Genomic DNA, 23,078 nt, shown 5'->3' with positions numbered 1-23,078 from the left:
CTTACTTTTTGAAAACCATGGTAAACTCGTGTTATCATGGTTGGTTTATATGTCTCATCTATAACAATTCCTTTACATTTTCAAGCTATTTTGGCGTAAATATCTCTTTACAGCAGACAATTTTTCTAAATTTTGTTCTTGCGCACAAATCCGATTTAAATAAAGAAACGTTTATTAATATTTTAATAAATATGGATTATATCTATACCTAAGTTGGCTTTTTAACGGTTTGTCTATCAAAAATTTCTAACTGACAACAATATTATTAATATATTCTTGTCTTTTAAAGACATGTATTCCGTTATATCACTTTCCAATGATAGTAGTTACCTAAATTAAATATGACCTTTCATCATGGGTGATAATTTAAAGGTGTAGTGATAATGACAAATTTTAATAACTCAAAAATGAACGTAGATGCGTTATTCCTTGGGCCTAAATCTGAAAATGCAGTATTTTTCAAAGAGATGATGGAATACGCAGTCACTGAACATATGCATTGGCGCTCTGGTTACCATCCTGAAGATCCTGAATATGTGACTACGGTTGACCGTTATGCCCCCGATTACCGGGACACTTTATATCGTACCGAAGGTATTTTAAATCAACTATCCTCAAAGCTAAAAACAACGTCAATTCCTTGGTTTTCACCGCGTTATATGGGGCACATGAATGCGGACACCTTGATGATTTCCAATCTCGCCTATGTTATGGCAATGATGTATAACCCAAATAATTGTGCTCAAGAATCTTCACCGACAACAACTCAGTTAGAGCTAGAAGCAGGGTTAGATCTGTGTGCCATGTTTGGTTATGACGTAAATCGTTCCTGGGGGCATATTACCTCGGGGGGGACCGTTGCTAATTATGAGGGGCTATGGGTTGCTCGTAATATTAAAACGTTACCATTAGCAATGTCTAAACACCCCCAAGCACAGCATTTGTTAAAAGATAAAACAGAAAGGGCATTATTAAATATGCCAACTAATGCTGTTTTAGATTTGATTGATGAATTAAAGAAAAAAGGTATTTTTGAAGAAGTTAGAGATATGACGTGCCGAGGTGAGGGGGTTGAACAAGGCAAATTAGGTAAATTGCTTGTTCCACAGTCGAAGCACTACTCATGGCTAAAAGCGATGGATATCTTGGGATTAGGGCAGCAAAATATCGTTCAACTGCCTGTTGATGATAGCTACCGCACCGATACAGCTCAAATGAGGCAAATTGTGTTTTCATTAATTGAGCAAGGTGAGCCTATTTTAGCCGTTGTCGCAGTGGTTGGAACAACGGAAACCGGTGCAATTGACAATGTAGCTGAACTGATTGCTTTACGTAAAGAATGTGAGTCGCGTTTTGGCATCTCTTTTTATATACATATTGATGCTGCTTATGCAGGTTACGCATGTGCCATGTTCAGAGATGAAAACAATCAATTTATTGAATATGACATGTTGATCCAGCGTTATCATAATGAAGGTATTTTCCCCCCAGATATTATTTGGCCTAAGCGGGATGTCTACCAAAGTTTTAGAGCTTTGCAGGAAGCCGATTCCATCACCGTTGATCCTCACAAAGTCGGCTTTATTCCTTATGCAGCTGGCGCCATTTGCATGAAAGATAAACGTATTGTTGATCTTATTTCTTACCATGCGGCTTATGTTTTCGAAGAAGTTGTAGAAAAAGGGCGAAAAACAGAAAAACCACAAAATGTTTTGTTAGGTTCTTCGATCATGGAAGGCTCAAAAGCGGGGGCAACTGCGGCGGCAGTATGGGCTGCTCACCGCTTAGTACCTTTAAATATACTTGGTTATGGCAAGGTGATAGCCGCTGGACTCACCACGGCAAACTGGTTGATCGAAAGCATGAATGCCTCCGCGCCACTTGAAATCGAAGAGCGTAAATTTGAAATTGTGACGATGCCAGCCCCTGATTTTCATATGGTTAATTTTATGTTCAAGGAAGTGGGGAATCGTTCCTTAGAAAAGCAAAATCAGCTTAATAAACGACTTTATGAATTATGTTCCTATGCTGCCGGCCGTTCTTATACAAACGATTTTCTCACTTCATCGACGTCGTTAACTGCTGAAGAGTATGGTGATAACCCCCAAAATTTTTGTCGACTCATGGGGTTTAGTGATCAGGAATGGGAAAAAACACATTCGCTGTATGTTTTGCGTGCCGCCATTATGACTCATTGCTTACGTGATAAGCAGCACTTTAGCGATTTTTGGCAAGAGCTAAAGGGGATTTTCGTAAGCAAATTACAGCAACTTATAGATGAAGAAAATAAAGTCACTCATTCAAAACAAAAAATAACTCTATAGGCCATTTGGTTTAGGAACTCAATATGAAGAATCGTACACTTGGTAGTGTTTTCATTGTTGCAGGTACGACAATCGGTGCAGGTATGCTTGCGATGCCTATCGCAGCAGCAGGTAACGGTTCATTAGTTAGCTTAGTGATGCTGTTCGCGTTATGGGCACTGATGTGTTATACCGCTTTGTTATTAGTTGAAGTGTATCAACATGAGTCTTATGAAACCGGTATAGGTAGTGTCGCACAGCGTTATTTAGGCTCAGGCGGTAAATTCATTACTGGTTTTAGCATGATGTTTTTGATGTATGCACTTACCGCGGCTTATGTTAGTGGAGCAGGTGAAATTATCACGTCTAATTTAAAAAGCAGTTTCGCGATTGAAATGGCTGATTGGATGGGGATTGTTATTTTCACTGTTATCGGAGGCGGTGTCGTCTGTTTTGGGACTTCTTCCGTCGATTTTATCAACCGTATATTATTCGCTGCAAAAATCGTTTTTTTAGTAATTATTTTGGCTCTAATGATGCCACATGTTGAGCAACAAAATTTATTATCAGCGCCAACAGAAAAAGTGCTTATTCTGTCTGCTATTCCTGTCTTTTTCACTTCCTTTGGCTTTCATGGTAGTGTGCCAAGTATTGTCAAATATATGGGTGGCAACGTGAAAAAATTACGGATAATTTTTATTATCGGTAGTGCTATCCCGTTGATTGCTTATATTCTGTGGCAAATAGCGACATTAGGTAGTATTGATACCACCACTTTCGTTGGCATATTGGCAGAGAATTCAGGTTTAAATGGTTTACTTGATGCTATTCGTAATGTGGTTATGTCAGGTAGAACTGAATTTATCGCTCAGATGTTTATGAGTTTAGCTTTAGCAACCTCATTTTTAGGTGTGGCATTAGGGCTATTTGATTTCCTTGCTGATTTATTTAAGCGTCAAGACAATATGTCAGGCCGTCTACAAACAGGATTACTGACTTTTATCCCTCCATTAGTATTTGCCTTATTTTATCCTAAAGGGTTTGTGATGGCATTAGGGTTCGCCGCTATTGCATTATCGATTCTTGCTTTATTATTACCGAGTGCAATGGCATTCAAATCACGATTAACTAACGATAAAAAATATCAAGTTAAAGGTGGGGCACCTGCGTTATTTATTGTCTTTGTATGCGGAATAATCGTTATTGGTGTTCAGCTTGGGATTGCATTTAATTTATTACCGAATATTGGTTAGTAGTAAAATAGTTTATTAAGGTAAAAACCAATCGCAATTAGAATGCGATTGGTTTTTTATTTCTACCGTTTAATAGATGTGATCTAAATTTGATTATTGAAATGGTGCATGTTGAGGGGCTTTTAAGCTATCAATATGAACGATTGAAATGATAGCTATAGAAAAGAAGCTTATTTTGGTAGAGTAAGCAAGTAGATAAAAAGATAGTTATCAATTGAATGTGCACTCTCGTCACCGCATTTCTCATATATCCATATAGTAATAATTCTCATTAGCATTTTATGCAAAAAAACAGATATATCTAAACTGGTATTTTTTGCAAATTAGACTATGATATCGATATATCGGTTTTAAAGCTGTATAGATAACTGAGAGTACAAATGACAGATGAGCAACCGGCAGAGCAGTGCGCTTGCGATGGTAAAAGTTTAAGCAGAATGTTTAACCCGAAACAGCTGCGTATTTATATTCTGTATTTATTAGCGGATGGCTCGAATTACGGCTATGAGTTAATCAAAAAAATAGCAGCAGAAACAGCAGGGTTTTATTGTCCAAGTCCTGGGGTCATTTATCCTACCTTAACATTACTGGAAGAGTTGGGTTTTATTGTGGCTCAAAAAGAGCAAGGGAAAGGACGAAAATGCTTTTCACTGACCCCTGAAGGTAAATGTTTCTTATTGCTAAAGGCTGATATTTTAGAACAAGTCAAACATAAGCTGAACTATGCACAAGAGTTAAAAGCAGGCAATCAGCACGCCAAAGAGATAGAGCTTGCCGTAGAGAAATTTAAGTCGTTGTTGAGACATAAAATTGTTTTGCAACAACTGAGTTTAGATCAGTCAAAGCAAGTTGTTGAAATTATTAATCGCGCAGTAGAGCGTATCGAACAGGTGAACTCCGTGTTGACAAATGAAGGAAATGAACATGGCAAAAACCAATGAAATTATTCAAGCTAAAGGGCCTTCTTATATGAAAGATACTGTAAAAAAAACCTCGGAAGAGCATAAAGAAGTCGCAGAAGAAAATACGGAAGAATTTTCAAGCAAAAAAGCTACTTTTAAAGAGGTTGTGTGTCCTAAAGTACCAACTTCTTACTTTAAAAGAGCAAAGCGTCAGCGCAACGGTAAATAGCAGAGCCACTAGCCAATAAATTTATTATTCATGGCTGGGTTTTGTACATAACAAAATATCGTATCGTTATTTTGTTATGAAAGCTCTTATCCTAATAAGAGGATAAGAGGCTATGAAAATAAAATTAGTATGGTAGATGAGAGTTGCTTTGTATTTTGTATTAGGAGTGGATACCCATATCAAAGCTAGTAACTCTCAATTCTTTAGATGGAGCTGTCAAATCTCGCAGAGGCTAATTGGCTTTTTTGAAAAAAAACCATCATTGTCATTGGGTAATTAGCTATCAAGTCGGCTTGAGATTAAACGCTGTGATATAGATGCTTCAAGTTGTGATAATGAAACAGGCGTACCGTCTTCAGTTGTAAAGCCCACCCCAGCCACTGCTCGGGTAAAAGACTCTAAATCCATAGCGGGTAGAGTGAGATCCCAAGTCTCTTGGGTTATCGGGTAACTGGTATCAAATAATATTTCTTGAATTTTATCTGCAAACTCTTGCTGACTTTCGGACCAATTACTATCATTAGCCGCCCATAGCCAGCGTGTTTGAAGGAAATTTCCCCAAAAATCCTCCCATCCAGTATAAATACGTTTGATCATAGACGCGCTCATCAGTGACCAATCTTGTGCTTCTTGTATCGTAATATAACCCGCGCGGCACCCATCAAGACACAATTTGCTGAAGCGGACAAAATCCCAAGCAATATATTTGACGTTACAGATATCATTGACGTTCTTATCCATCATTTCTATACGCCAAAGTTGTTCTTTTTTATTTTCTTCAGAATCGGATGAGTTTTCTACTTCTTGAATGATGTCTTGTAACTCAACTTTATTTGCATATGACACTTGGTCACGTAATAAATAATAATTATTTGTATGGCCTGATGTTATTAACCAATAAAGTTGCTGGATGAGGCTGTAGCGATCAAATACTCCCCAAGCCTGTGATAGTCCACCGTCATGTGGTCCTTTATTATAATCGTTATAGGCATGTCCATTAAAGCATGAATACGGTAGGCTTAAAATCAGCCCCCATTCATTTGGTTTTAGCGTTGGAGTATCAATTTCAAGAGATTCGGATATATGACCGAGCTGAGGCTCAGCTTCGGAAAAAGATGTGATTGTTGATGTTTCTGATGTATATTTTTTCAAAAAATAGAAAATAATAGCAACAACTATAGCAATTATAACGCCAATACCGATCATTTTTGTCCCACTGATTTTATGTTTTACGTATAAATAGAGTTTTTATTTGAATGAACTCACTTCAATTAAAGTGATGTTGTTGTCACCGACGCAAGATGCTTAACATATCCTTTATTATCGATATATTAATTAAATTTTTAGTGGAAAGATACGCTATAAAATGGAGCATTATTAGAACTAATAGGCCCCCTGATAAATATTCTACAGGAGGCCTTTATTTTATGAGCTCAATTTAGAGGTTTAATTGTGCCTGTATTTTTTCTATTTCATCCATCCATTGTTGCTGAAGTTGTGGTTTTTGATGTGCTAATTTACGTTGCTTATCAGCTTGCAGCTTTTCTTCAAGTTGTAATAATGTTTCTAACAGTTCATCTTCATGGGAAGCCATTTCAGTGATTGTTGTTTCAGCTGGAGAGAAACGGCTAGCTTCAGTGATATTATTTGACTGAGATTGCATTTCTATCTGCTGATATATTTCATTCACATCAAGATATTCTTCTAGCCGATTATCATTGATATACCAAAAACGTTGGCAACTATTTTCGATTAACCATTTATCATGGCTAACTACCAGTAGTGCACCTTCGAATTGTGAAATTTGTTCACTTAGAGCTTCTTTCCCTTCTAAATCAAGATGGTTAGTAGGTTCATCTAACAAAATTAGCTCATATTGAGCGAGACTTAAGCCAATAAATAGCAGCCTTGCACGCTCTCCACCACTTAATGTCGCCACCTTTTGTTGATGGCGGTTGTAAGCAAAACCGGCACTAATGAGGGCCATTTTACGTTGTTCATCGACTAAAGTAGCAAATGGCCTCAAAGCGTCTGACAAACTATCATCATCATTCAACTGGTGTAGTTGTTGGTCATAATAGCCTGTACTGATTGCTGGATGAAACTTAACTTGTGAGTCATAACGCATATCATGTTGAAAACGTTGCCATAACAAACGTAACAACGTCGATTTACCACAGCCATTAGCCCCGATAATCGCGATACGGTCGCCACTTTTTACTTGATGAAATCCAGTCGTAAAAAGAGGGTTTCCATTGGGGGTTTCAATGTGAGCGTTATCAAGCTCTAATACTCTGTCAGCCGGAATCGACTTACCGTTTAGTGCTAGTTTCCATTGATAACCTTCAGTTAGCTCTGTTTGTGCATCTTTTAGTTTATCAATGTGTTTTTCCATTTGCTTAGCTTTACGGGAAAGACCTTCGTTGTCATAAACATGCCCCCATATTGCTAAACGTTTGGCGCTTGAAGCTATACGGTCAATTTCTTTTTGTTCTGCTTGGTGGCGTTGTGCATCACTGATGTCTTTTTGATTCAGCGCTTGACGTGCCGCAGTACAAGCAAGTCGGAAGAAATGCAATGTTTTATCGCGTAGGATCCATGTGCTGTTCGTCACTTTATCAAGTAGTTCTTGATCATGTGATACTAAAACAAAGCTACCTTTCCAATTATGCAAGAAGTTACCTAGCCAAATTAATGTTGGTAGATCCAAGTGGTTGCTTGGTTCATCCAATAGCATTAAATCAGGTTGTTGAATTAAAGCACGACCTAACAGCAAACGTGTATGTTGACCGCCACTAATTTGATTCGCTTTTTGTTCCCATTGACTTTCATTGAAGCCTAAATCCGTTAATAAGATTTCTGCTCGCCAGCGTTCTGTTTGTCGTTCATGAATTGGCAACTGATGCATGATGGCATCGATCAATGACAGGCAAGCGACGTCATCAGGTAAATGTTGCTCAATATAGCTAGTCACGCATTGAGTTGCGTAAACAATGCTACCGCTGCGAGGGGACAATTTGCCAGTTAATAGCTTTAATAATGTACTTTTACCGCTACCATTATGGCCAATTAAGCCAATACGATCGCCTGCTTTTAAGGTGAAATCGATATCGCTCAGTAATGATGTGGTAGATGTATCATAGTTTAATGATTTTACAGATAATAATGTGCTCATAGCTTACTCAATTTTTAGGCATAGCAATGCCAGGGTATAGTCAGAACGACAACCCAGTAAGCTGAGGAAGGTTTCCTTGAGTCACTTCGCTCAGGCAGGGTTATCGCAGTGTATCACTGTGAAAGCCTGAGCTTTGGCGATTACCAAAGAAGTGTGAATAGTCAATAAGATCACACAACATCATAATAAGCCTCCTTGTTTTTTCCTGTGTTGAACAATGTTTATATGATAACAAACTAAATAAATTATTATCAATGGCAATGTGTCATGGTGTTTAATTACTGTTGTAAATAGTTCTAATACGTTGAGTTATTTCATTAATAAAACTACTAGTCGTTATAGAGAAAAGAAATAATGAAGTAAAATCTATTCAGATACACTAAGGGAACAAAAAATGAACGTTGAAATCAAACCTGCTACATTAAAAGATGCCTCTTTGATCCTCGATATGATCATCGAACTCGCGGAATATGAAAAGGCACGCCATGAAGTTAAAGCATCAGTGACAGATATCGAAAACTCACTTTTTGGTGATAATTCAAACACTGAAGCACTAATTTGTTATGTTGACGGTAAGCCTGCTGGCTATGCTGTATTTTTCTCCAGTTATTCCACATGGTTAGGAAACAATGGAATTTACTTGGAAGATTTATATGTTTCCCCGAATTATCGTGGAGCAGGTGCGGGTAAAAAACTATTAAAATATATTGCTGAAATTGCCAGCGAAAGAAAATGCCAGCGTTTAGAGTGGAGCGTATTGGATTGGAACCAACCAGCAATTGACTTTTATAATAGTATTGGTGCTGAGCCTCAAGCCGAATGGATCCGTTATCGTATGGATGAGCAGTCTATTGCTAAATTCGTAAACTAATTTCCACCCAAAGTTAATTTTATAACAAAATAATGCTAACAATTTTTTTTGTTAGCATTATTTTTTTGTGTTTAATCTATTTTTTTATGCAATAAGTGCCAAGTCGGGAAATTAATGTTTTGAATATGGTAATTTGTGATATATGTGCTATTTTACTTAAGGTGAATTAAGGTAAAATGCTGTTAAATTAAATAGATAGAAATTGATTTTTTACAGATCCAAAGTGGAGAGTCGTAATAAGAGGGTTGTATAATAATATATTTTAGTCATTTTTTATTTTCTTTGTTTTATTATTTTAAGTACAACTAAATTAGTTACGCAATACTGAAATATTAAATTAAAAATTAGTTATTTTCTTTCACAAAAGAGAAAAGAAGGGATGGTATGAAAGTAAATAAACAGAAGATCGTTTTTTATGTTGTCATTATTTTGATTATTGCCTTGGGTGGTTATTATTATTGGAGCGTTAACTCCAGCAACTTACCTGCCGGTTTTGCTCAAAGCAATGGCCGTATAGAGGCAACAGAAATCGATATTGCGACTAAAATGGCAGGGCGGATTGAATCCATTACAGTAAGAGAAGGGGATTTTGTTAAGGAAGGGCAAATTCTTGCTAAAATGGATACCCGAGCATTGCAAGAGCAACTTCATGAAGTTCAAGCGCAATTACGTCAAGCAATTAGCAACGTATCAACGGCTGAGTCAGGTTTGGTTCAGCGTCAAAGTGAAAGATTAGCCGCACAAGCCGTGGTTAGACAACGTGAAGCAGAACTCGATGCTGCTCAAAAACGCTTGAATCGCTCTCGCGCACTCGTAAGAACTAAAGCTGTTTCACAACAACAAGTCGATGATGATACCGCTCAAGTGCAAGGCTCTAGAGCCGCATTGGAAGCAGCAAAAGCTCAAGTGGCTGCTTCACTTGCCGCGATTGATTCAGCAAAAGCAGGTGTTGTACAAGCAAAAACCCGTGTTGATGCTGCGACCGCTACAGAACGGCGCATCACTGCTGATTTAGATGATAGTGTACTTAAAGCACCACGTAATGGACGTATCCAATATCGCGTTGCAGAGCCCGGAGAAGTATTAGGTGCAGGTGGTCGTGTACTAAATATGGTTGATCTCAGTGATGTTTACATGACTTTCTTTCTACCAACCGAAGATGCAGGAAAAGTCGCATTGGGTAGTGAAGTCCATATTGTATTAGATGCGGCACCGAATATTGTGATCCCTGCTAAAACGACATTTGTGGCAAGCGTTGCTCAATTCACACCAAAAACAGTAGAAACTCAAAATGAACGTTTGAAGTTAATGTTCCGTGTGCGTGCACGCATTTCACCTGAATTATTAGAACAACATCTTGAATATGTTAAAACGGGTTTGCCGGGCAAAGCTTATGTTCGTTTAGATCCTGATGTTCAATGGCCAACCGATCTTGAGGTGAGGCTCCCACAATGACCTATAATTTGATGGATGATGTGATCGTAGATTTAAGCCATGTCAGCCAACATTATGGTGATAATTGTGCGTTGGATGACATTACGTTATCAATACCTGCAAGGAAAATGGTTGGTTTAATTGGCCCTGATGGTGTGGGTAAATCTAGTTTGATTTCTTTGATTGCAGGTGCAAGAGAGATCCAACAAGGAACGGTAATTGTGTTAGGGGGCGATATGGCAGACAAAGAGCACCGTCGTGCTGTTTGCCCGAAAATAGCCTATATGCCTCAAGGGTTAGGAAAAAACCTCTATCACACACTTTCAGTTTATGAAAACGTGGATTTTTTTGGTCGTTTATTTGGGCAATCCAAAGAAGAACGTCAATATAGAATCAATGACTTACTTGAAAGTACAGGGTTAGCGCCATTTAAAGACCGCCCAGCAGGTAAACTTTCTGGCGGGATGAAACAAAAACTTGGTTTGTGCTGTGCGTTAATTCATGACCCCGATTTATTGATACTTGACGAACCAACCACAGGTGTTGACCCTTTATCGCGTGCTCAGTTTTGGGATCTGATTGAACGAATTCGTGAGCGACAAACAAATATGAGCGTGCTCGTAGCTACCGCGTATATGGAAGAGGCGGAACGTTTTGATTGGTTAGTGGCAATGGATGATGGCAAAGTGATGGCAACAGGCCATGCCTCAGAGCTTAAGTCGCAAACTCAATGTGACGATTTAGAGGCTGCGTTTATTGCATTGCTACCAGAAGAAAAACGTAGTGGTCATAAAAAAGTGGTTATTCCACCACGAGATACTTCAGCGGATGATGTGATAGCGATTGAAGCACAAGATCTCACGATGCGTTTTGGACAATTTGTTGCTGTTGACCATGTTAATTTCAAAATACCTAAAGGGGAAATCTTTGGTTTTCTAGGTTCTAACGGTTGTGGTAAATCCACGACCATGAAAATGCTGACAGGTTTGCTACAAGCAAGCGAAGGGCAAGCATGGTTGTTTGGACAAGAAATCGATCCTAAAGATATTGAAACGCGTAAGCGCGTTGGTTACATGTCGCAAGCGTTTTCACTCTATAGTGAATTGAGTGTAGAGCAAAACTTAGTCCTACACGCTAAATTATTTCACATTCCCGAAGAACAAATTAAGCAACGTGTCGATGAAATGTGTCAGCGTTTCGAATTAGAAGATGTACGTGACACTATGCCAGATGACCTACCGCTAGGTATTCGTCAACGGTTATCGTTAGCTGTGGCTGTGATCCACAAGCCTGAAATGCTCATTCTAGATGAACCGACGTCGGGTGTTGACCCAGTTGCTAGGGATATGTTCTGGAACTTGATGGTAGACCTTTCCAGACGTGACGGCGTCACTATTTTTATCTCCACTCACTTTATGAATGAAGCGGAGCGTTGTGACCGTATTTCACTGATGCATGCAGGGAAGGTACTTGATTGTGATACACCAGATAACCTGATTAAAAAACGTGGACTGGATACACTAGAAGAAACATTTATTGTTTATCTACAAGAGGCGGTTGGAGATGCTGGGTCAACAAAAGATGATACTGTTCCCGAATTCCATGTTGACCCTGAACTCAAAAAACAAACTGATGAGGCGCTAAAAAGTCGTTTTAGTCTGCGTCGCTTGTTTAGTTATAGTATTCGAGAAGGCATGGAGCTGCGTCGTGATCCTGTACGTTCAACATTAGCATTACTGGGTACTGTGATTTTGATGTTTATCATGGGATATGGGATCAGTATGGACGTAGAGAATTTACGTTTTTCCGTCCTTGATCGTGACCAAACAGGGCTAAGCCAAGGGTATACATTGAACCTTGCTGGCTCGCGTTATTTTATTGAGCAACCTCCGCTGAAAGATTATGACGAGTTAGAAACTGCTTTACGTAGTGGTAAAGTCACCGTTGCGCTTGAAATTCCGCCTAATTTTGCTCGTGATGTTGCTAAAGGGCATAACGTAAAAATCGGTGTGTGGGTTGATGGGGCAATGCCTAATAGAGCTGAAACGGTACGTGGTTATGTGCAAGCGATGCATTTAGCGTGGTTAAGTACAATGGCGGCCAAACAACCAGTGGGCGTCGCTGGTATGCCAGTGATTGATATTCAAACGCGCTATCGTTACAACCCAGATGTTAAGAGCTTACCGGCGATCGTTCCAGCAGTCATTCCATTATTGTTGATGATGATCCCTGCAATGCTCAGTGCTCTTAGCGTGGTACGGGAAAAAGAGCTGGGTTCGATGATTAACCTTTATGTTACCCCGATCACCAAATTGGAGTTTTTATTGGGTAAACAGCTTCCTTATATTTTATTAGGGATGTTTAACTTTTTGATGCTGTGTGCGCTCAGTGTTTTTGTATTTGGCGTGAGTTTTAAAGGTAGCTTCTTAACTCTAACATTAGCCGCATTTTTATATATCACGATTGCAACAGGGATGGGGCTTTTGATTTCCTGTTTTATGAAAAGCCAAATTGCGGCGATTTTCGGTACCGCTATCATCACACTGATCCCAGCCACGCAATTTTCAGGGATGATTGATCCAGTATCATCATTGGAGGGTATTGGTCGTTGGGTAGGTATGGTCTATCCAACCTCGCATTTTTTGACGATCACGCGAGGAACTTTCTCTAAAGGATTAAATTTGTTTGACTTACAAGCCTCCTTTATTCCTTTATTGATAACAATTCCAATTGTGATTGGCCTTAGTGTCATTTTCCTGAAAAAACAGGAGTCTTAACTGATGATACGTAAGTTACAGAACATATTTCATTTGGGGGTTAAAGAGCTGCGCAGCTTGGGGCGTGATAAAGCGATGATGGCATTGATTGTATTTGCTTTTACTGTATCAATCTATTCATCGGCCACGGTGACGCCGGGCTCACTGCACAATGCCCCGATTGCTGTGGCCGATCAAGATAAATCACAGTTATCTAATCGTATTATTAATAGCTTCTATGCTCCTTATTTTAAGGCGCCTGCTGATATCATTCCTGAACAAATTGATGGTTTGCTTGATAGGGGAACTTATACCTTTGCATTAGATATTCCACCTAATTTTCAACGAGATGTGCTCGCGGGGCGTCATCCTGAAATTCAGGTCAATATTGATGCAACACGTATGAGCCAAGCTTTTTTGGGCAATAGCTATATTCAAAATATTACTCTTGGTGAGGTGAATGAGTTTCTTGCCAAATATCGTAGTAATACAAGTTTGCCGGTAGATCTTGAAGTTCGTATGCGCTTTAACCCAAATTTAACACAATCATGGTTTGGCTCAGTGATGGCGATTATTAACAACATCACGATGCTATCGATTGTATTAACTGGTGCTGCGCTAATCAGAGAACGGGAACATGGTACGGTTGAACACTTGATGGTGATGCCATTAACACCTTTCGAGATCATGCTTTCTAAGATTTGGTCTATGGGGTTAGTGGTATTGATTGCATCAGCGGTTTCATTGTTGTTAGTGGTCAAAACATTACTACAAGTCCCTATTGAAGGTTCAATATTGCTATTTATGTGCGGGGTGGCTTTAAGTTTATTTGCAACCACGTCAATCGGTATTTTTATGGGAACGATCGCGCGTTCAATGCCACAATTTGGTTTATTGATGATCTTAGTCCTGCTGCCTTTAAACATGCTATCGGGTGGGATGACCGCGAGGGAAAGTATGCCTCAATTGGTTCAAGATATTATGTTAACCATGCCAACAACCCATTTTGTTAGTCTTGCACAAGCTATTTTGTACCGAGGTGCTGGTTTCCAAATAGTATGGCCGCAATTTGTTGTGTTATTAATCATCGGTATGGTGTTCTTTTCATTTGCATTAATGCGCTTCCGTAAAACCATTGCCACCATGGCATAACGTATCTAGGTATAAAATGACTAAAAACGCTTGCTGAAATCTATAGCAAGCGTTTTAATGTTATTCCTATCAATAATGAAACAATTATTAGGTATTACCTATCAAATTGATAGTAGCAACTGATTGGATAAAAAGTCTGTAAACCAGTAACTTAATAAGCAACCAAATAGGAGAACGTAAAAATGTCTTTAATTAATACTCAAATCAAACCATTTAAAAACCAAGCGTTTAAAGACGGCAAATTTATCGAAGTTACCGAAAAAGACGTAGCAGGAAAATGGAGCGTATTTTTCTTCTATCCAGCTGACTTTACTTTTGTTTGTCCAACCGAACTTGGTGACGTAGCAGACCACTACGCAGAATTCCAAAAAATGGGTGTTGAGATTTATTCTGTTTCAACTGATACCCACTTTACCCATAAAGCATGGCATGAGAGCTCAGAAACCATCGGTAAAATCAAATACACCATGATTGGTGACCCAACTGGTGCTCTGACTCGTAACTTTGAAAATATGCGTGAAGCAGAAGGTTTGGCTGACCGTGGTACTTTCGTTGTTGACCCACAAGGTATTATCCAAGCAATTGAAATCACTGCTGAAGGTATTGGCCGTGATGCAGCTGACCTGTTACGTAAGGTGAAAGCAGCGCAATACGTTGCTAGCCATCCAGGTGAAGTTTGCCCAGCTAAATGGAAAGAAGGTGAAGCAACACTGTCTCCATCTTTAGATTTAGTCGGTAAGATCTAATTTAAAACAAATTTCGAAAGTAAAAACGATATTCGAAAATGTTTATGTTATCGGGTGCTATGCACCCGATTTTATGACCAAGGGGATCATATGCTCGATAACAATATGCAAGCGCAATTAAAAGCTTACTTAGAAAAATTAACCAAGCCAGTTGAATTAGTGGCGAATTTAGATAGTAGTGATAAATCAAATGAAATCAAACAACTGCTAAATCAAATCGCTACTTTATCAGATAAAATTACTGTTCGCGAAACGCATGATAGCAATGAAAGAACACCATCATTTTTAATCACAAACCCAGGTGTTGATAGTGGACTGCGTTTTGCTGGCTCACCATTGGGTCATGAATTTACCTCTCTTGTGTTGGCATTATTGCAAATTGGTGGTCACCCATCCAAAGAGGCACAAGAACTGTTAGATCAAGTGAAAGCTCTTGAAGGAGAGTTCCACTTTGAGACTTATTATTCACTGTCTTGTCATAATTGCCCCGATGTTGTTCAGGCACTGAACTTAATGGCAGTGTTAAACCCAAATGTTACGCATACAGCCATTGATGGCGCATTATTCCAAAAAGAAATAGATGAACGTAATGTTATGGGCGTACCTGCTGTTTTCCTTAACGGAAAAGAGTTCGGCCAAGGTCGTATGACGCTAAGTGAAATCGTTAATAAAGTGGATAGCAACGCAGATGCTCGTGCAGCAAAAGCATTAACAGAGCGTGAACCGTTTGAAGTATTAATCATCGGAAGTGGTCCTGCGGGTGCATCGGCGGCTATCTATACTGCACGTAAAGGTATTCGCACTGGTGTTATTGGTGAACGCTTTGGTGGGCAAGTCATGGATACTGTTGATATCGAAAACTATATTTCAGTGATCAAAACTGAAGGGGCGATATTTGCAGGAGCATTAAAAAATCACGTTGATGACTATAGTGTTGATGTGATTGATGGGCAATCAGTGACTAAACTGATCCCAGCAGAAAAAGCGGGTGGCTTACATCAAATTGAAACCGCATCAGGCGGCGTGATGAAATCACGTAGCATTATCATCGCAACTGGCGCTCGCTGGCGTAATATGGGAGTACCGGGTGAACAAGAGTATCGCACTAAAGGTGTAACATTCTGCCCACACTGTGATGGCCCATTATTTAAAGGCAAACGCGTTGCGGTGATTGGTGGCGGTAACTCAGGAATTGAAGCTGCGATTGACCTAGCGGGTATTGTTGAGCACGTAACCGTTCTTGAATTCGCACCTGAATTAAAAGCTGATTCTGTATTACAAGACAAAGCTCGTAGTCTGAAAAATGTTGATATTATCGTCAATGCTCAAACTTTAGAAGTGAAGGGTGATTGTACCAAAATGACCAGTCTTGAATACAAAGACCGTACGGATGAAAGTGTTCATTCACTGGATGTTGCAGGTGCATTTGTTCAAATTGGCCTGCTGCCAAACACGAATTGGTTAGGTGATACTGTTGCCCGTAACCGTATGGGTGAGATTGAAGTCGACGCTCGCGGAGAAACCAGTGTGAAAGGTATTTTTGCCGCGGGTGACTGTACTACTGTCCCATATAAACAAATTATTATTTCAGCAGGTGAAGGAGCCAAAGCCGCACTTAGCGCCTTTGATTACCTAATCCGCACAAGTACCAGAACCGCTGAATAGATGTAATTTACTTTATATTCAGTGAGTTGTAGTCAAAAGGCACTCGGGGGCGAGTGCCTTTTTTTTGTACGTAATTTGCACAAAAAAGGCTCAAAAGTGCCTAAAAGTGTTCAAGTGTGGACAACTTGTGGACGATCTAAACGCTGATTTGGTGGTACTTGCAGCGGAGAAATGCATCCCAGTGTGGACAATTTGTGGACATGCAAAAGTTAAATTTGCTTCGGTTTTCGTCGTTAAAATCATCCTAAAATGAACAATCTATTAAGCTAACTCTATTCCTCCTTTTAATGGATTATACGTAATTGCATCTTGAAGAAAGTCCGGTGCAAAGTGAGCGTAGGTCAGGGTTTGCTGTAATGTCGAGTGACCTAAGATCCTCTGCAAAGTAATAATGCTACCGCCATTCATCATAAAATGGGTTGTGATCGGCACAATGCGTGCTTTGCCCGTTTTGGTAAACGTGAAACGGATTTTATTTTGGTTCTTATAAAGGGCATATGGTGGACACTACCACAACAGGATTTAACCCAAGCCAAAGAGATTTGGCTAACGGAAGGTATTTTTGATGCCCTTAGTTTGATTCAAAATGGCATTGCGGCGGTATCGTTAATGACTTGCCATAATTACCCTGAAGTCGCGTTGAATGCGCTGAGAGCTGCGCTAGGCAACAATAAAAAGCCGTTGTTGGTTTGGGCGCTAGATAATGGTGCAGCTGGCGACCGCGCCATGAAAAAGTTTGTTGCCCGCAGTATCGATGATGGCTGGAAAGCCACGGCCGCAAGACCTGCTGAAAAAGAGTGTGGCAACGATTGGAATGACTTGCATATGAAAGGCAAGCTAACGGAGCGCGATATCGCCCGTTATCGCTATTACGGTAAGTTGTTGTTAGCCTCAACCGCGTTTGAAAAGGCGGGTTTAATGTTTAACTGGACAGAGCGTTCAGAGTTCGATTTTCAACATGATAACCGCTTGTATTGGTTTAAGTTGGATATCGATAAAATGATGAAAACCATTGAGCGTATTCATGATGCCGAACCCAATTTAGATGAAGATGAAGCCAGACAAAAAGCGGTAAAAGAGTCAGGTACGGTAGTTGAAATTGCCAATTGTTATCCCACGCCGTTATATTTCCAAAAGTCGGTTGAAACCGATGAATCATGGTATTACATGAGGGTCGATTTCCCTCGTCAGCCGCAAGTTAAAGCCACGTTTACCGCCTCGCAGTTAACCAGTGCCAGTGAATTCAAGAAGCGTTTATTGCATGTGGCCAAAGGGGCGGTTTATACCGGCACAACTTTGCAATTGGACCGCATTTGCAAGCAAGCCTTGCCAGATATTAAAGAGGTGATCACGCAAAACTATGTGGGTTATAACAAAGAGTATGGTGTGTATGTGTTTAATGATGTTGCAGTGCAGGATGGTAAGTGTTTTACGTTAAATGAGGAGGATTATTTTTCCCTCAATAAGTTGGATATCAAGACGTTAAGCCTTAGCCCATCATTGGCCATTAATACCGATTTTAGCGAATTTGATACCAGTTGGTTAAGTTCTCTTTGGGATGCGTTTGGTGCAAAAGGTTATGTGGTGTTGGCGTTCTGGCTGGGTTCGTTCTTTGCGGAGCAAATACGCAAGACCCATAAAAGCTACCCATTTTTAGAAATATGCGGTGAGCCTGGTTCTGGTAAAAGTACGTTGATTGAGTTTTTATGGCGTTTATGTGGCCGCGCAGATTATGAGGGGTTTGATGCATCAAAATCGAGTGTTGCTGCTCGAGGACGAAACTTTTCACAGATAAGTAATTTGCCAGTGTGTTTAATTGAAAGTGATCGCGTGCAAGATAACGCAAAACTAAAAGCGTTTGATTGGGAAGAACTTAAGTCACTGTATAACGGCCGTGCAACGCGTTCACTAGGGGTGAAAAATAGCGGTAATGAGACTTATGAGCCGTTGTTTAAAGGCAGTATTGTTATTGCACAGAATGCAGAAATTAACGCGTCACGCGCCGTTTTAGAACGGATTATTCATCTTTATACCGATAAAGCGGAGCAAAGTGTTGAAACCCGTTATGCCGCCATAGCCCTTGAACGTTATCCCATTGAAAGGTTATCCGGTTTTTTGCCTACGGTATTGATGAAAGAAGCGGCGATATTAAAGCAATACAATGAGCGCGTAGATAGTTTACAGGCGCAATTATTTGCGGATAAGGCGATTAACCATGAGCGGATCGCCAAGAATCACGCACAATTAATTGCCTTGCTAGAAACGTTAGCGTTAGTTCTTCCTGTAAAAGCGGCTCATATTCGCCAAACTCGTGACTTTATTATTGAGCTGGCCAAACAACGCGTTCAAGCGATCCAACTCGACCAACCACAAGTGATGGAGTTTTGGGAACTGTTTGATTATTTACACGATAATGAGGCCTTTGGTGTGAATCATAGTAGTGAAAAGGGCGTTTATGCGGTGAATTTTAACCATATTGCGCAAGTAGCCAGCGAATACCGTCAGTCTATGCAATTGAATACGGACATTAAGAACCTCTTGAAAGCGGGGGCGTATGCGTAAGTTTGTAGGCGTTAAGACGGTGAGAAGTGTGGTAAACAGTCAGTTTAATAGCACGCTTGCGGTGGGGAGTACTTTAACGAAGCCGGATGTGCTTAGATGTTGGGTATTTCAAGAAAACAGTGAAAGCTAGTTATCGTCTATTTTTCTTTCTATCGGCTGCCTAGTGCAGCCTTTCTTTTATATACATATATCCCACCGTCAACAAGTCTGCTTAGCTGCAAACGTGTTGATTTATTATGGTGTAACCTTTTGGGCTCGCTCTGTAACCTGTTGTAACCGGAAAAAAGTTACATCGGAGTTTTTTATTATCAATAAGTTATAAGCCTTTTTTGTGTATGTAACCATTGTAACCGTTTTCCGAAGGGGGCAGGGAAATTGACAGCTTTGCATGATCATGAATACAGAGCGGATAGATTTATAAACAGTAAAGTTATAATTGACTATTATTTAAACTATTTAATAAATATAGAGAATTTGTGGGAGGGGTTCGGAAAGGCGTTACAAACGTTACAATTTTAATATTTCTCTATAACTAATTGATTAATAATTAAAATGTAGATATATGAAAACATTACAAAAGCATTACTTTGCCGTTACGTGTAACGGTTTTAAAAGGTTACAAATTAGAAAACTAACTTATTGTTTTATAAGGATGTAACGTTTAACACTCTATTTTGTAATGCGTTGTAACGGTTCAAACGTTACATGAGAATGATTTATTATCAATAGGTTATGATCGGGTTTTGGATGGTGTAACGGTTGTAACGCTTTTCCGAACACGTCACCGTTATTTGTGATACGAATTTCGTTTGTTAGTAGTTAAGTAAGAATGGACTATTATTTAATCTTTTTGACGAGTAATCAAAATTTATGGGAGGGGCTAGGAAAGCGGTTACAATGGTTATAAAATTAAAATAGTTTTGTATCTCATTGATAGTATATAGAAATACAGGAATGATAAAAGGTCACAAATGGGTTACTTTGTGGTTACGTGTAACCGTTTTGAGAGGTTACAAATTAAAAATATAACTTATTGTTTTATAAAGATGTAACTTTTTTACCCTTGTATTGTAACCCATTGTAACCAGTAAAAAGTTACAATGGAGTTGTTTATAATCAGTGGGTTATAGGTAGTTTTGGTGGAGTGTAACCGTTGTAACTGGTTTCCGAAAGGGGAGGGTGTGAATATAATATATGAGCTCGAAAGTAAAACATTTGAGTTCTTAAGTAATCGAATAATCATAATCTCATCATCGCATCAAATAATATTTTAGATATCTCATTTTCATGTTTGGTTTCTACATGAGACATACCACTTCTAAAAAGTTTAATTTTTCCATTAAATGTTGGAGACAAAATAGAGCATATGATTCTATCAATGCGTGAGTGTTTAAATTCATTATTTGCTTTGAAGTACTCATTTAAATCATGAGTACTATTAATTTGCATTTTAGCTAGAGCGTACTCAGATACTTTAATTTGTGATAAATCTACTTGTATAATTTTGATATCAACATATTTATTTATCTCTAAAGCCCAATAATATGGATTAATTTCTATATCTTCAATACTAACACCTAAACCTAGATTTTTAGAAAAAGCGATAGAAAAAGGTTTAAGAGTTCTCGGAGGGTTTATTAGTGAAACAATTGGCAAGTGTTCTTTATTAATTTCAAATTCAGTAACTCTATATTCAGTTCTCTCAATAATTTCTTCCTCACCAAAGAGTGATGGTAATTTATCTTGTATTATTAGTTTTTCTACAAATTTTCCATGAGAGTATTCTTTCCTTACTTTATTAAAAATAAAGCCTTTCCCTTTTTCCTCGGTAAATGGGTCTAGAGAAAGCTTTTCTACCAGCTTTTCTAGAGAGTAATCTGTTTTTATAGAGATCCATTTATATTTTTTCATTTTGATTATCCCCTATGGTCTTAATTATATTATAAGCATTTTCAGCTGCATCTTCAATTATTTTGCTTATTTCTTTTTTTTCAATTTCAGTTGGTTTTCTTCCTGTTATATTATAATTCCCATCACTTTTCTTATTGTTTATGCTTCTTATTTGATAGGAGAAATCATTACAATTATCTGCATTATTAAAAAATACTTCTATATTTATTCTATCTCCAATTCTGTTTATTGGAATGGCTGACCATGCAACTCTGCTTATATAATAACCTTTGTTGTGCAAATCTGAAAAAATACTTGATGTGTTTACGCCTTCACCATTTAATACTGCCTTTTTAACAAACCCCGTTTCTATCTTTTCTTCTTCATCTTCTTCTGATTTTAAATTTTCACGGTTTAAAACTATATTAGTGACATCATCTATTTCATAGCCTTTAAGTCCATGCATTAAATCTTGAAAAAACTTACTTCTATATTTAGGTTCTGGAATAGCTTCTAAAGAAATTTCAAATCTAGATACATCTTTATCTTGTTGTTTTGATAGTCTTTGTTGGATTAGATCAATTGCGGCTTTTGCTTTTGCATTCTGAGGCATTCTTACATCAATAGCATCAGATTTGATTTCAAAATCAATATCGATGCTTTTGTTCTCAATCTGTCTTAATTCTGTTTTGGATAGATCTATGTCTTGATAGTTTAATTCTAATGATAATTTGCCATCTTTGTTTGTTTTTATATTTATTGTACCATTTTTTTCTTTTGAGTAAATTTTCTTAACATCATCTATAACCTTTTTTAATTCAGTTTGGTCCGTCTCTGTTTTTAATGTTACTTTTGTAGTGCTTTCTCTATTACTATCGTAAGATTGTACTTTTTCTTTTATTTCTTGAAGGTCAAGATAACAATGAGGCAAACGACATACCTCACTTATCATTTCCTCTTTAGTTAGTTCCGAGGATACTATAATCCCTTTTCTTAATAGAATTTCATTTAGCATAGCAGTCGTTATTCTTTTATGATGTAGTGCATCATATATATTTTTATCTGTTGCAAAAAATAAGCTGTTATTTTTCATTATCTTTGTTCCATTCCAATAGATTCTAAATTGAAATTCATAATTGTTTTATTAATGAATTCGATCTTAACATTAGAGAAAATCCTTTCCTCTTCACCAGATAGCCAATTGTAACTATATTTCTTTTTGGCTTTTTCAAAGTGGTGAAGAGCATTTTCGCAAGCATTCATATGAGCTATTCTGATATTTATTAATTTATTTTCAGTTAGTATTTGATACTTTGATAGCATGTCGAGGAAATAAACGAATTCATCTTGGCTATCACCAGGCTGATTATAATAAATGGTATATCCAGATTCTTTTCTAGTATTTATCCATTTGAAACTTTCATGTTTTATTATTATATAAGGTGATGTTAGTAGCTCAATTGTTGCTACTGTATTTTTATTAATAGGATGTTTTATCCTAGTCAAGTCCATATCTGGGTAATAGAAGGAAAATAAATCAGGTGGTGGGAGTTGCCCTGAGCCTATTAGTGTTTTTAAATCATTGGAAATATTAATAATGTCAGATATTTTATATGGGTCTAAAAAATGAATTTTGGTATTTTTAGAGTTTTTAATTTTATTTAAATCTAATTTGCTTGTTACGGCTGAATAGAAGTCTTTATCATAAAGGTTGTCGTGGTTATATAAAAATAAAAGGCCTCTTACATTATAACCGTATGATTCATCAACAACATATTTAGTTCGCCATTCATCACTTGAGTTAGCACATTCGACTGCCAAAGCTAGAGACGTTAGTGCCACTTCAACACTGGCTTTATCAATAGTTCCTTTAGCGTAGCTTTTTAAATCAGTATTTAAATAAACAGCTTCTTCTTCATATGGGTCAATATAATGAAAAACAACATCACTCGGATGTGTTTTTTTTGCATGACCTTCTAAACAGCAAGTCCAATTCATATCTTCTCTAAGAGAACGTTTCCATTTAAATACATCAAAAATTTCATCAGAAACTTTATTAGCTACCCGTTGAATTGCTGAAGTTTCACCACCCATTATTTCCCTCTACTATAAATTAGTTATATTAATACATTAATATAAC

Annotated in this window: 16 protein-coding genes and 1 pseudogene; 11 read left to right on the top strand and 6 right to left on the bottom strand. The window is 38.1% G+C overall.

What is annotated here, in order from left to right; translation table 11 throughout:
• Positions 1–383: 383 nt before the first annotated feature.
• The 4 genes from SC428_RS02205 to SC428_RS02190 all read left to right on the top strand — a co-directional run bounded on the left by SC428_RS02205 (position 384) and on the right by SC428_RS02190 (position 4,687).
• The gene (locus SC428_RS02205; RefSeq protein ID WP_283125776.1) at positions 384–2,324 is read left to right on the top strand and encodes a pyridoxal phosphate-dependent decarboxylase family protein; all 1,941 of its coding nucleotides are present in this window, start codon (positions 384–386) and stop codon (positions 2,322–2,324) included.
• 23 nt (positions 2,325–2,347) lie between these two features.
• Positions 2,348–3,556 (top strand): tyrosine transporter TyrP, encoded by a 1,209-nt coding sequence (tyrP, locus tag SC428_RS02200; protein WP_070928598.1) that lies wholly within the window; start codon positions 2,348–2,350, stop codon positions 3,554–3,556.
• 380 nt (positions 3,557–3,936) lie between these two features.
• Positions 3,937–4,497: a PadR family transcriptional regulator gene (locus tag SC428_RS02195; RefSeq protein ID WP_070928596.1), complete on the top strand. Its 561-nt coding sequence runs from the start codon at positions 3,937–3,939 to the stop codon at positions 4,495–4,497.
• Positions 4,481–4,687 carry a DEAD/DEAH box helicase gene (locus SC428_RS02190; RefSeq protein ID WP_070928594.1) on the top strand — a complete coding sequence of 69 codons (207 nt, stop codon included), beginning with the start codon at positions 4,481–4,483 and terminating at the stop codon, positions 4,685–4,687. The genes SC428_RS02195 and SC428_RS02190 overlap by 17 nt, the downstream gene beginning before the upstream one ends.
• Before the next feature lie 276 nt (positions 4,688–4,963).
• Here SC428_RS02190 and SC428_RS02185 read toward each other — a convergent pair whose 3' ends face one another.
• On the bottom strand, positions 4,964–5,893 hold the full coding sequence (locus tag SC428_RS02185; RefSeq protein ID WP_070928592.1) for a DUF1266 domain-containing protein: 930 nt from the start codon (positions 5,891–5,893) through the stop codon (positions 4,964–4,966).
• Between the two features lie 232 nt (positions 5,894–6,125).
• The gene (locus SC428_RS02180; protein WP_318705749.1) at positions 6,126–7,862 is read right to left on the bottom strand and encodes an ABC-F family ATP-binding cassette domain-containing protein; all 1,737 of its coding nucleotides are present in this window, start codon (positions 7,860–7,862) and stop codon (positions 6,126–6,128) included.
• Positions 7,863–8,256: 394 nt separating this feature from the next.
• Between SC428_RS02180 and SC428_RS02175 the strand changes: the two genes are divergently transcribed.
• From SC428_RS02175 to ahpF, 6 genes are all read left to right on the top strand, one after another.
• Complete coding sequence (locus SC428_RS02175; protein ID WP_070928587.1) at positions 8,257–8,733, top strand: GNAT family N-acetyltransferase; 477 nt, start codon at positions 8,257–8,259, stop codon at positions 8,731–8,733.
• 384 nt (positions 8,734–9,117) lie between these two features.
• Positions 9,118–10,188 (top strand): HlyD family secretion protein, encoded by a 1,071-nt coding sequence (locus SC428_RS02170; RefSeq protein WP_140180148.1) that lies wholly within the window; start codon positions 9,118–9,120, stop codon positions 10,186–10,188.
• Positions 10,185–12,944 (top strand): ribosome-associated ATPase/putative transporter RbbA, encoded by a 2,760-nt coding sequence (gene rbbA / locus SC428_RS02165; protein WP_140180146.1) that lies wholly within the window; start codon positions 10,185–10,187, stop codon positions 12,942–12,944. Before SC428_RS02170 ends, rbbA begins: the two co-directional genes overlap by 4 nt.
• Positions 12,945–12,950: 6 nt before the next feature.
• Entirely contained in the window at positions 12,951–14,075 is a 1,125-nt protein-coding gene (locus SC428_RS02160; protein WP_175442538.1) for an ABC transporter permease, read from the top strand.
• A gap of 182 nt (positions 14,076–14,257) precedes the next feature.
• Complete coding sequence (ahpC, locus tag SC428_RS02155) at positions 14,258–14,821, top strand: alkyl hydroperoxide reductase subunit C (protein WP_070928636.1); 564 nt, start codon at positions 14,258–14,260, stop codon at positions 14,819–14,821.
• A 90-nt stretch (positions 14,822–14,911) separates the two neighbouring features.
• Entirely contained in the window at positions 14,912–16,486 is a 1,575-nt protein-coding gene (gene ahpF, locus SC428_RS02150) for an alkyl hydroperoxide reductase subunit F (protein ID WP_318705748.1), read from the top strand.
• 261 nt (positions 16,487–16,747) lie between these two features.
• Here ahpF and SC428_RS02145 read toward each other — a convergent pair.
• Positions 16,748–16,906 (bottom strand): annotated as a pseudogene (locus tag SC428_RS02145) (integrase); the annotation flags it as partial.
• Between the two features lie 57 nt (positions 16,907–16,963).
• Between SC428_RS02145 and SC428_RS02140 the strand changes: the two are divergent.
• A complete protein-coding gene (locus SC428_RS02140; RefSeq protein ID WP_318705747.1) occupies positions 16,964–19,048 on the top strand; it encodes a toprim domain-containing protein in 2,085 nt (694 codons plus the stop codon).
• 1,239 nt (positions 19,049–20,287) lie between these two features.
• Here the strand turns inward: SC428_RS02140 and SC428_RS02135 are convergent.
• Genes SC428_RS02135 through SC428_RS02125 form a run of 3 tightly spaced genes read right to left on the bottom strand, consistent with a single transcriptional unit; the run spans position 20,288 to position 23,032 of the window.
• On the bottom strand, positions 20,288–20,959 hold the full coding sequence (locus SC428_RS02135) for a hypothetical protein (RefSeq protein ID WP_318705745.1): 672 nt from the start codon (positions 20,957–20,959) through the stop codon (positions 20,288–20,290).
• Positions 20,946–22,031, bottom strand: coding sequence for a hypothetical protein (locus tag SC428_RS02130; protein ID WP_318705744.1), 1,086 nt, complete (start codon positions 22,029–22,031; stop codon positions 20,946–20,948). Before SC428_RS02130 ends, SC428_RS02135 begins: the two co-directional genes overlap by 14 nt.
• Positions 22,031–23,032, bottom strand: coding sequence for a hypothetical protein (locus tag SC428_RS02125; protein ID WP_318705743.1), 1,002 nt, complete (start codon positions 23,030–23,032; stop codon positions 22,031–22,033). Before SC428_RS02125 ends, SC428_RS02130 begins: the two co-directional genes overlap by 1 nt.
• Between the last annotated feature and the right edge of the window lie 46 nt (positions 23,033–23,078).

The sequence above is a fragment of the Providencia sp. 2023EL-00965 genome (assembly GCF_033550225.1).
Lineage (GTDB): Bacteria > Pseudomonadota > Gammaproteobacteria > Enterobacterales > Enterobacteriaceae > Providencia > Providencia manganoxydans.
This window is presented reverse-complemented; position numbering and strand designations above follow the sequence as displayed.

Excerpts from the sequence above, each read along its gene's own strand:
- SC428_RS02185 (WP_070928592.1), bottom strand. The coding sequence starts at position 5,893 with ATGATCGGTATTGGCGTTATAATTGCTATAGTTGTTGCTATTATTTTC.
- SC428_RS02125 (WP_318705743.1), bottom strand. The coding sequence starts at position 23,032 with ATGGGTGGTGAAACTTCAGCAATTCAACGGGTAGCTAATAAAGTTTCT.
- SC428_RS02190 (WP_070928594.1), top strand. The coding sequence starts at position 4,481 with ATGGCAAAAACCAATGAAATTATTCAAGCTAAAGGGCCTTCTTATATG.
- rbbA (WP_140180146.1), top strand. The coding sequence starts at position 10,185 with ATGACCTATAATTTGATGGATGATGTGATCGTAGATTTAAGCCATGTC.
- SC428_RS02180 (WP_318705749.1), bottom strand. The coding sequence starts at position 7,862 with ATGAGCACATTATTATCTGTAAAATCATTAAACTATGATACATCTACC.
- SC428_RS02135 (WP_318705745.1), bottom strand. The coding sequence starts at position 20,959 with ATGAAAAAATATAAATGGATCTCTATAAAAACAGATTACTCTCTAGAA.
- SC428_RS02205 (WP_283125776.1), top strand. The coding sequence starts at position 384 with ATGACAAATTTTAATAACTCAAAAATGAACGTAGATGCGTTATTCCTT.
- SC428_RS02195 (WP_070928596.1), top strand. The coding sequence starts at position 3,937 with ATGACAGATGAGCAACCGGCAGAGCAGTGCGCTTGCGATGGTAAAAGT.
- SC428_RS02130 (WP_318705744.1), bottom strand. The coding sequence starts at position 22,031 with ATGAAAAATAACAGCTTATTTTTTGCAACAGATAAAAATATATATGAT.
- ahpF (WP_318705748.1), top strand. The coding sequence starts at position 14,912 with ATGCTCGATAACAATATGCAAGCGCAATTAAAAGCTTACTTAGAAAAA.
- ahpC (WP_070928636.1), top strand. The coding sequence starts at position 14,258 with ATGTCTTTAATTAATACTCAAATCAAACCATTTAAAAACCAAGCGTTT.
- tyrP (WP_070928598.1), top strand. The coding sequence starts at position 2,348 with ATGAAGAATCGTACACTTGGTAGTGTTTTCATTGTTGCAGGTACGACA.
- SC428_RS02170 (WP_140180148.1), top strand. The coding sequence starts at position 9,118 with ATGAAAGTAAATAAACAGAAGATCGTTTTTTATGTTGTCATTATTTTG.
- SC428_RS02175 (WP_070928587.1), top strand. The coding sequence starts at position 8,257 with ATGAACGTTGAAATCAAACCTGCTACATTAAAAGATGCCTCTTTGATC.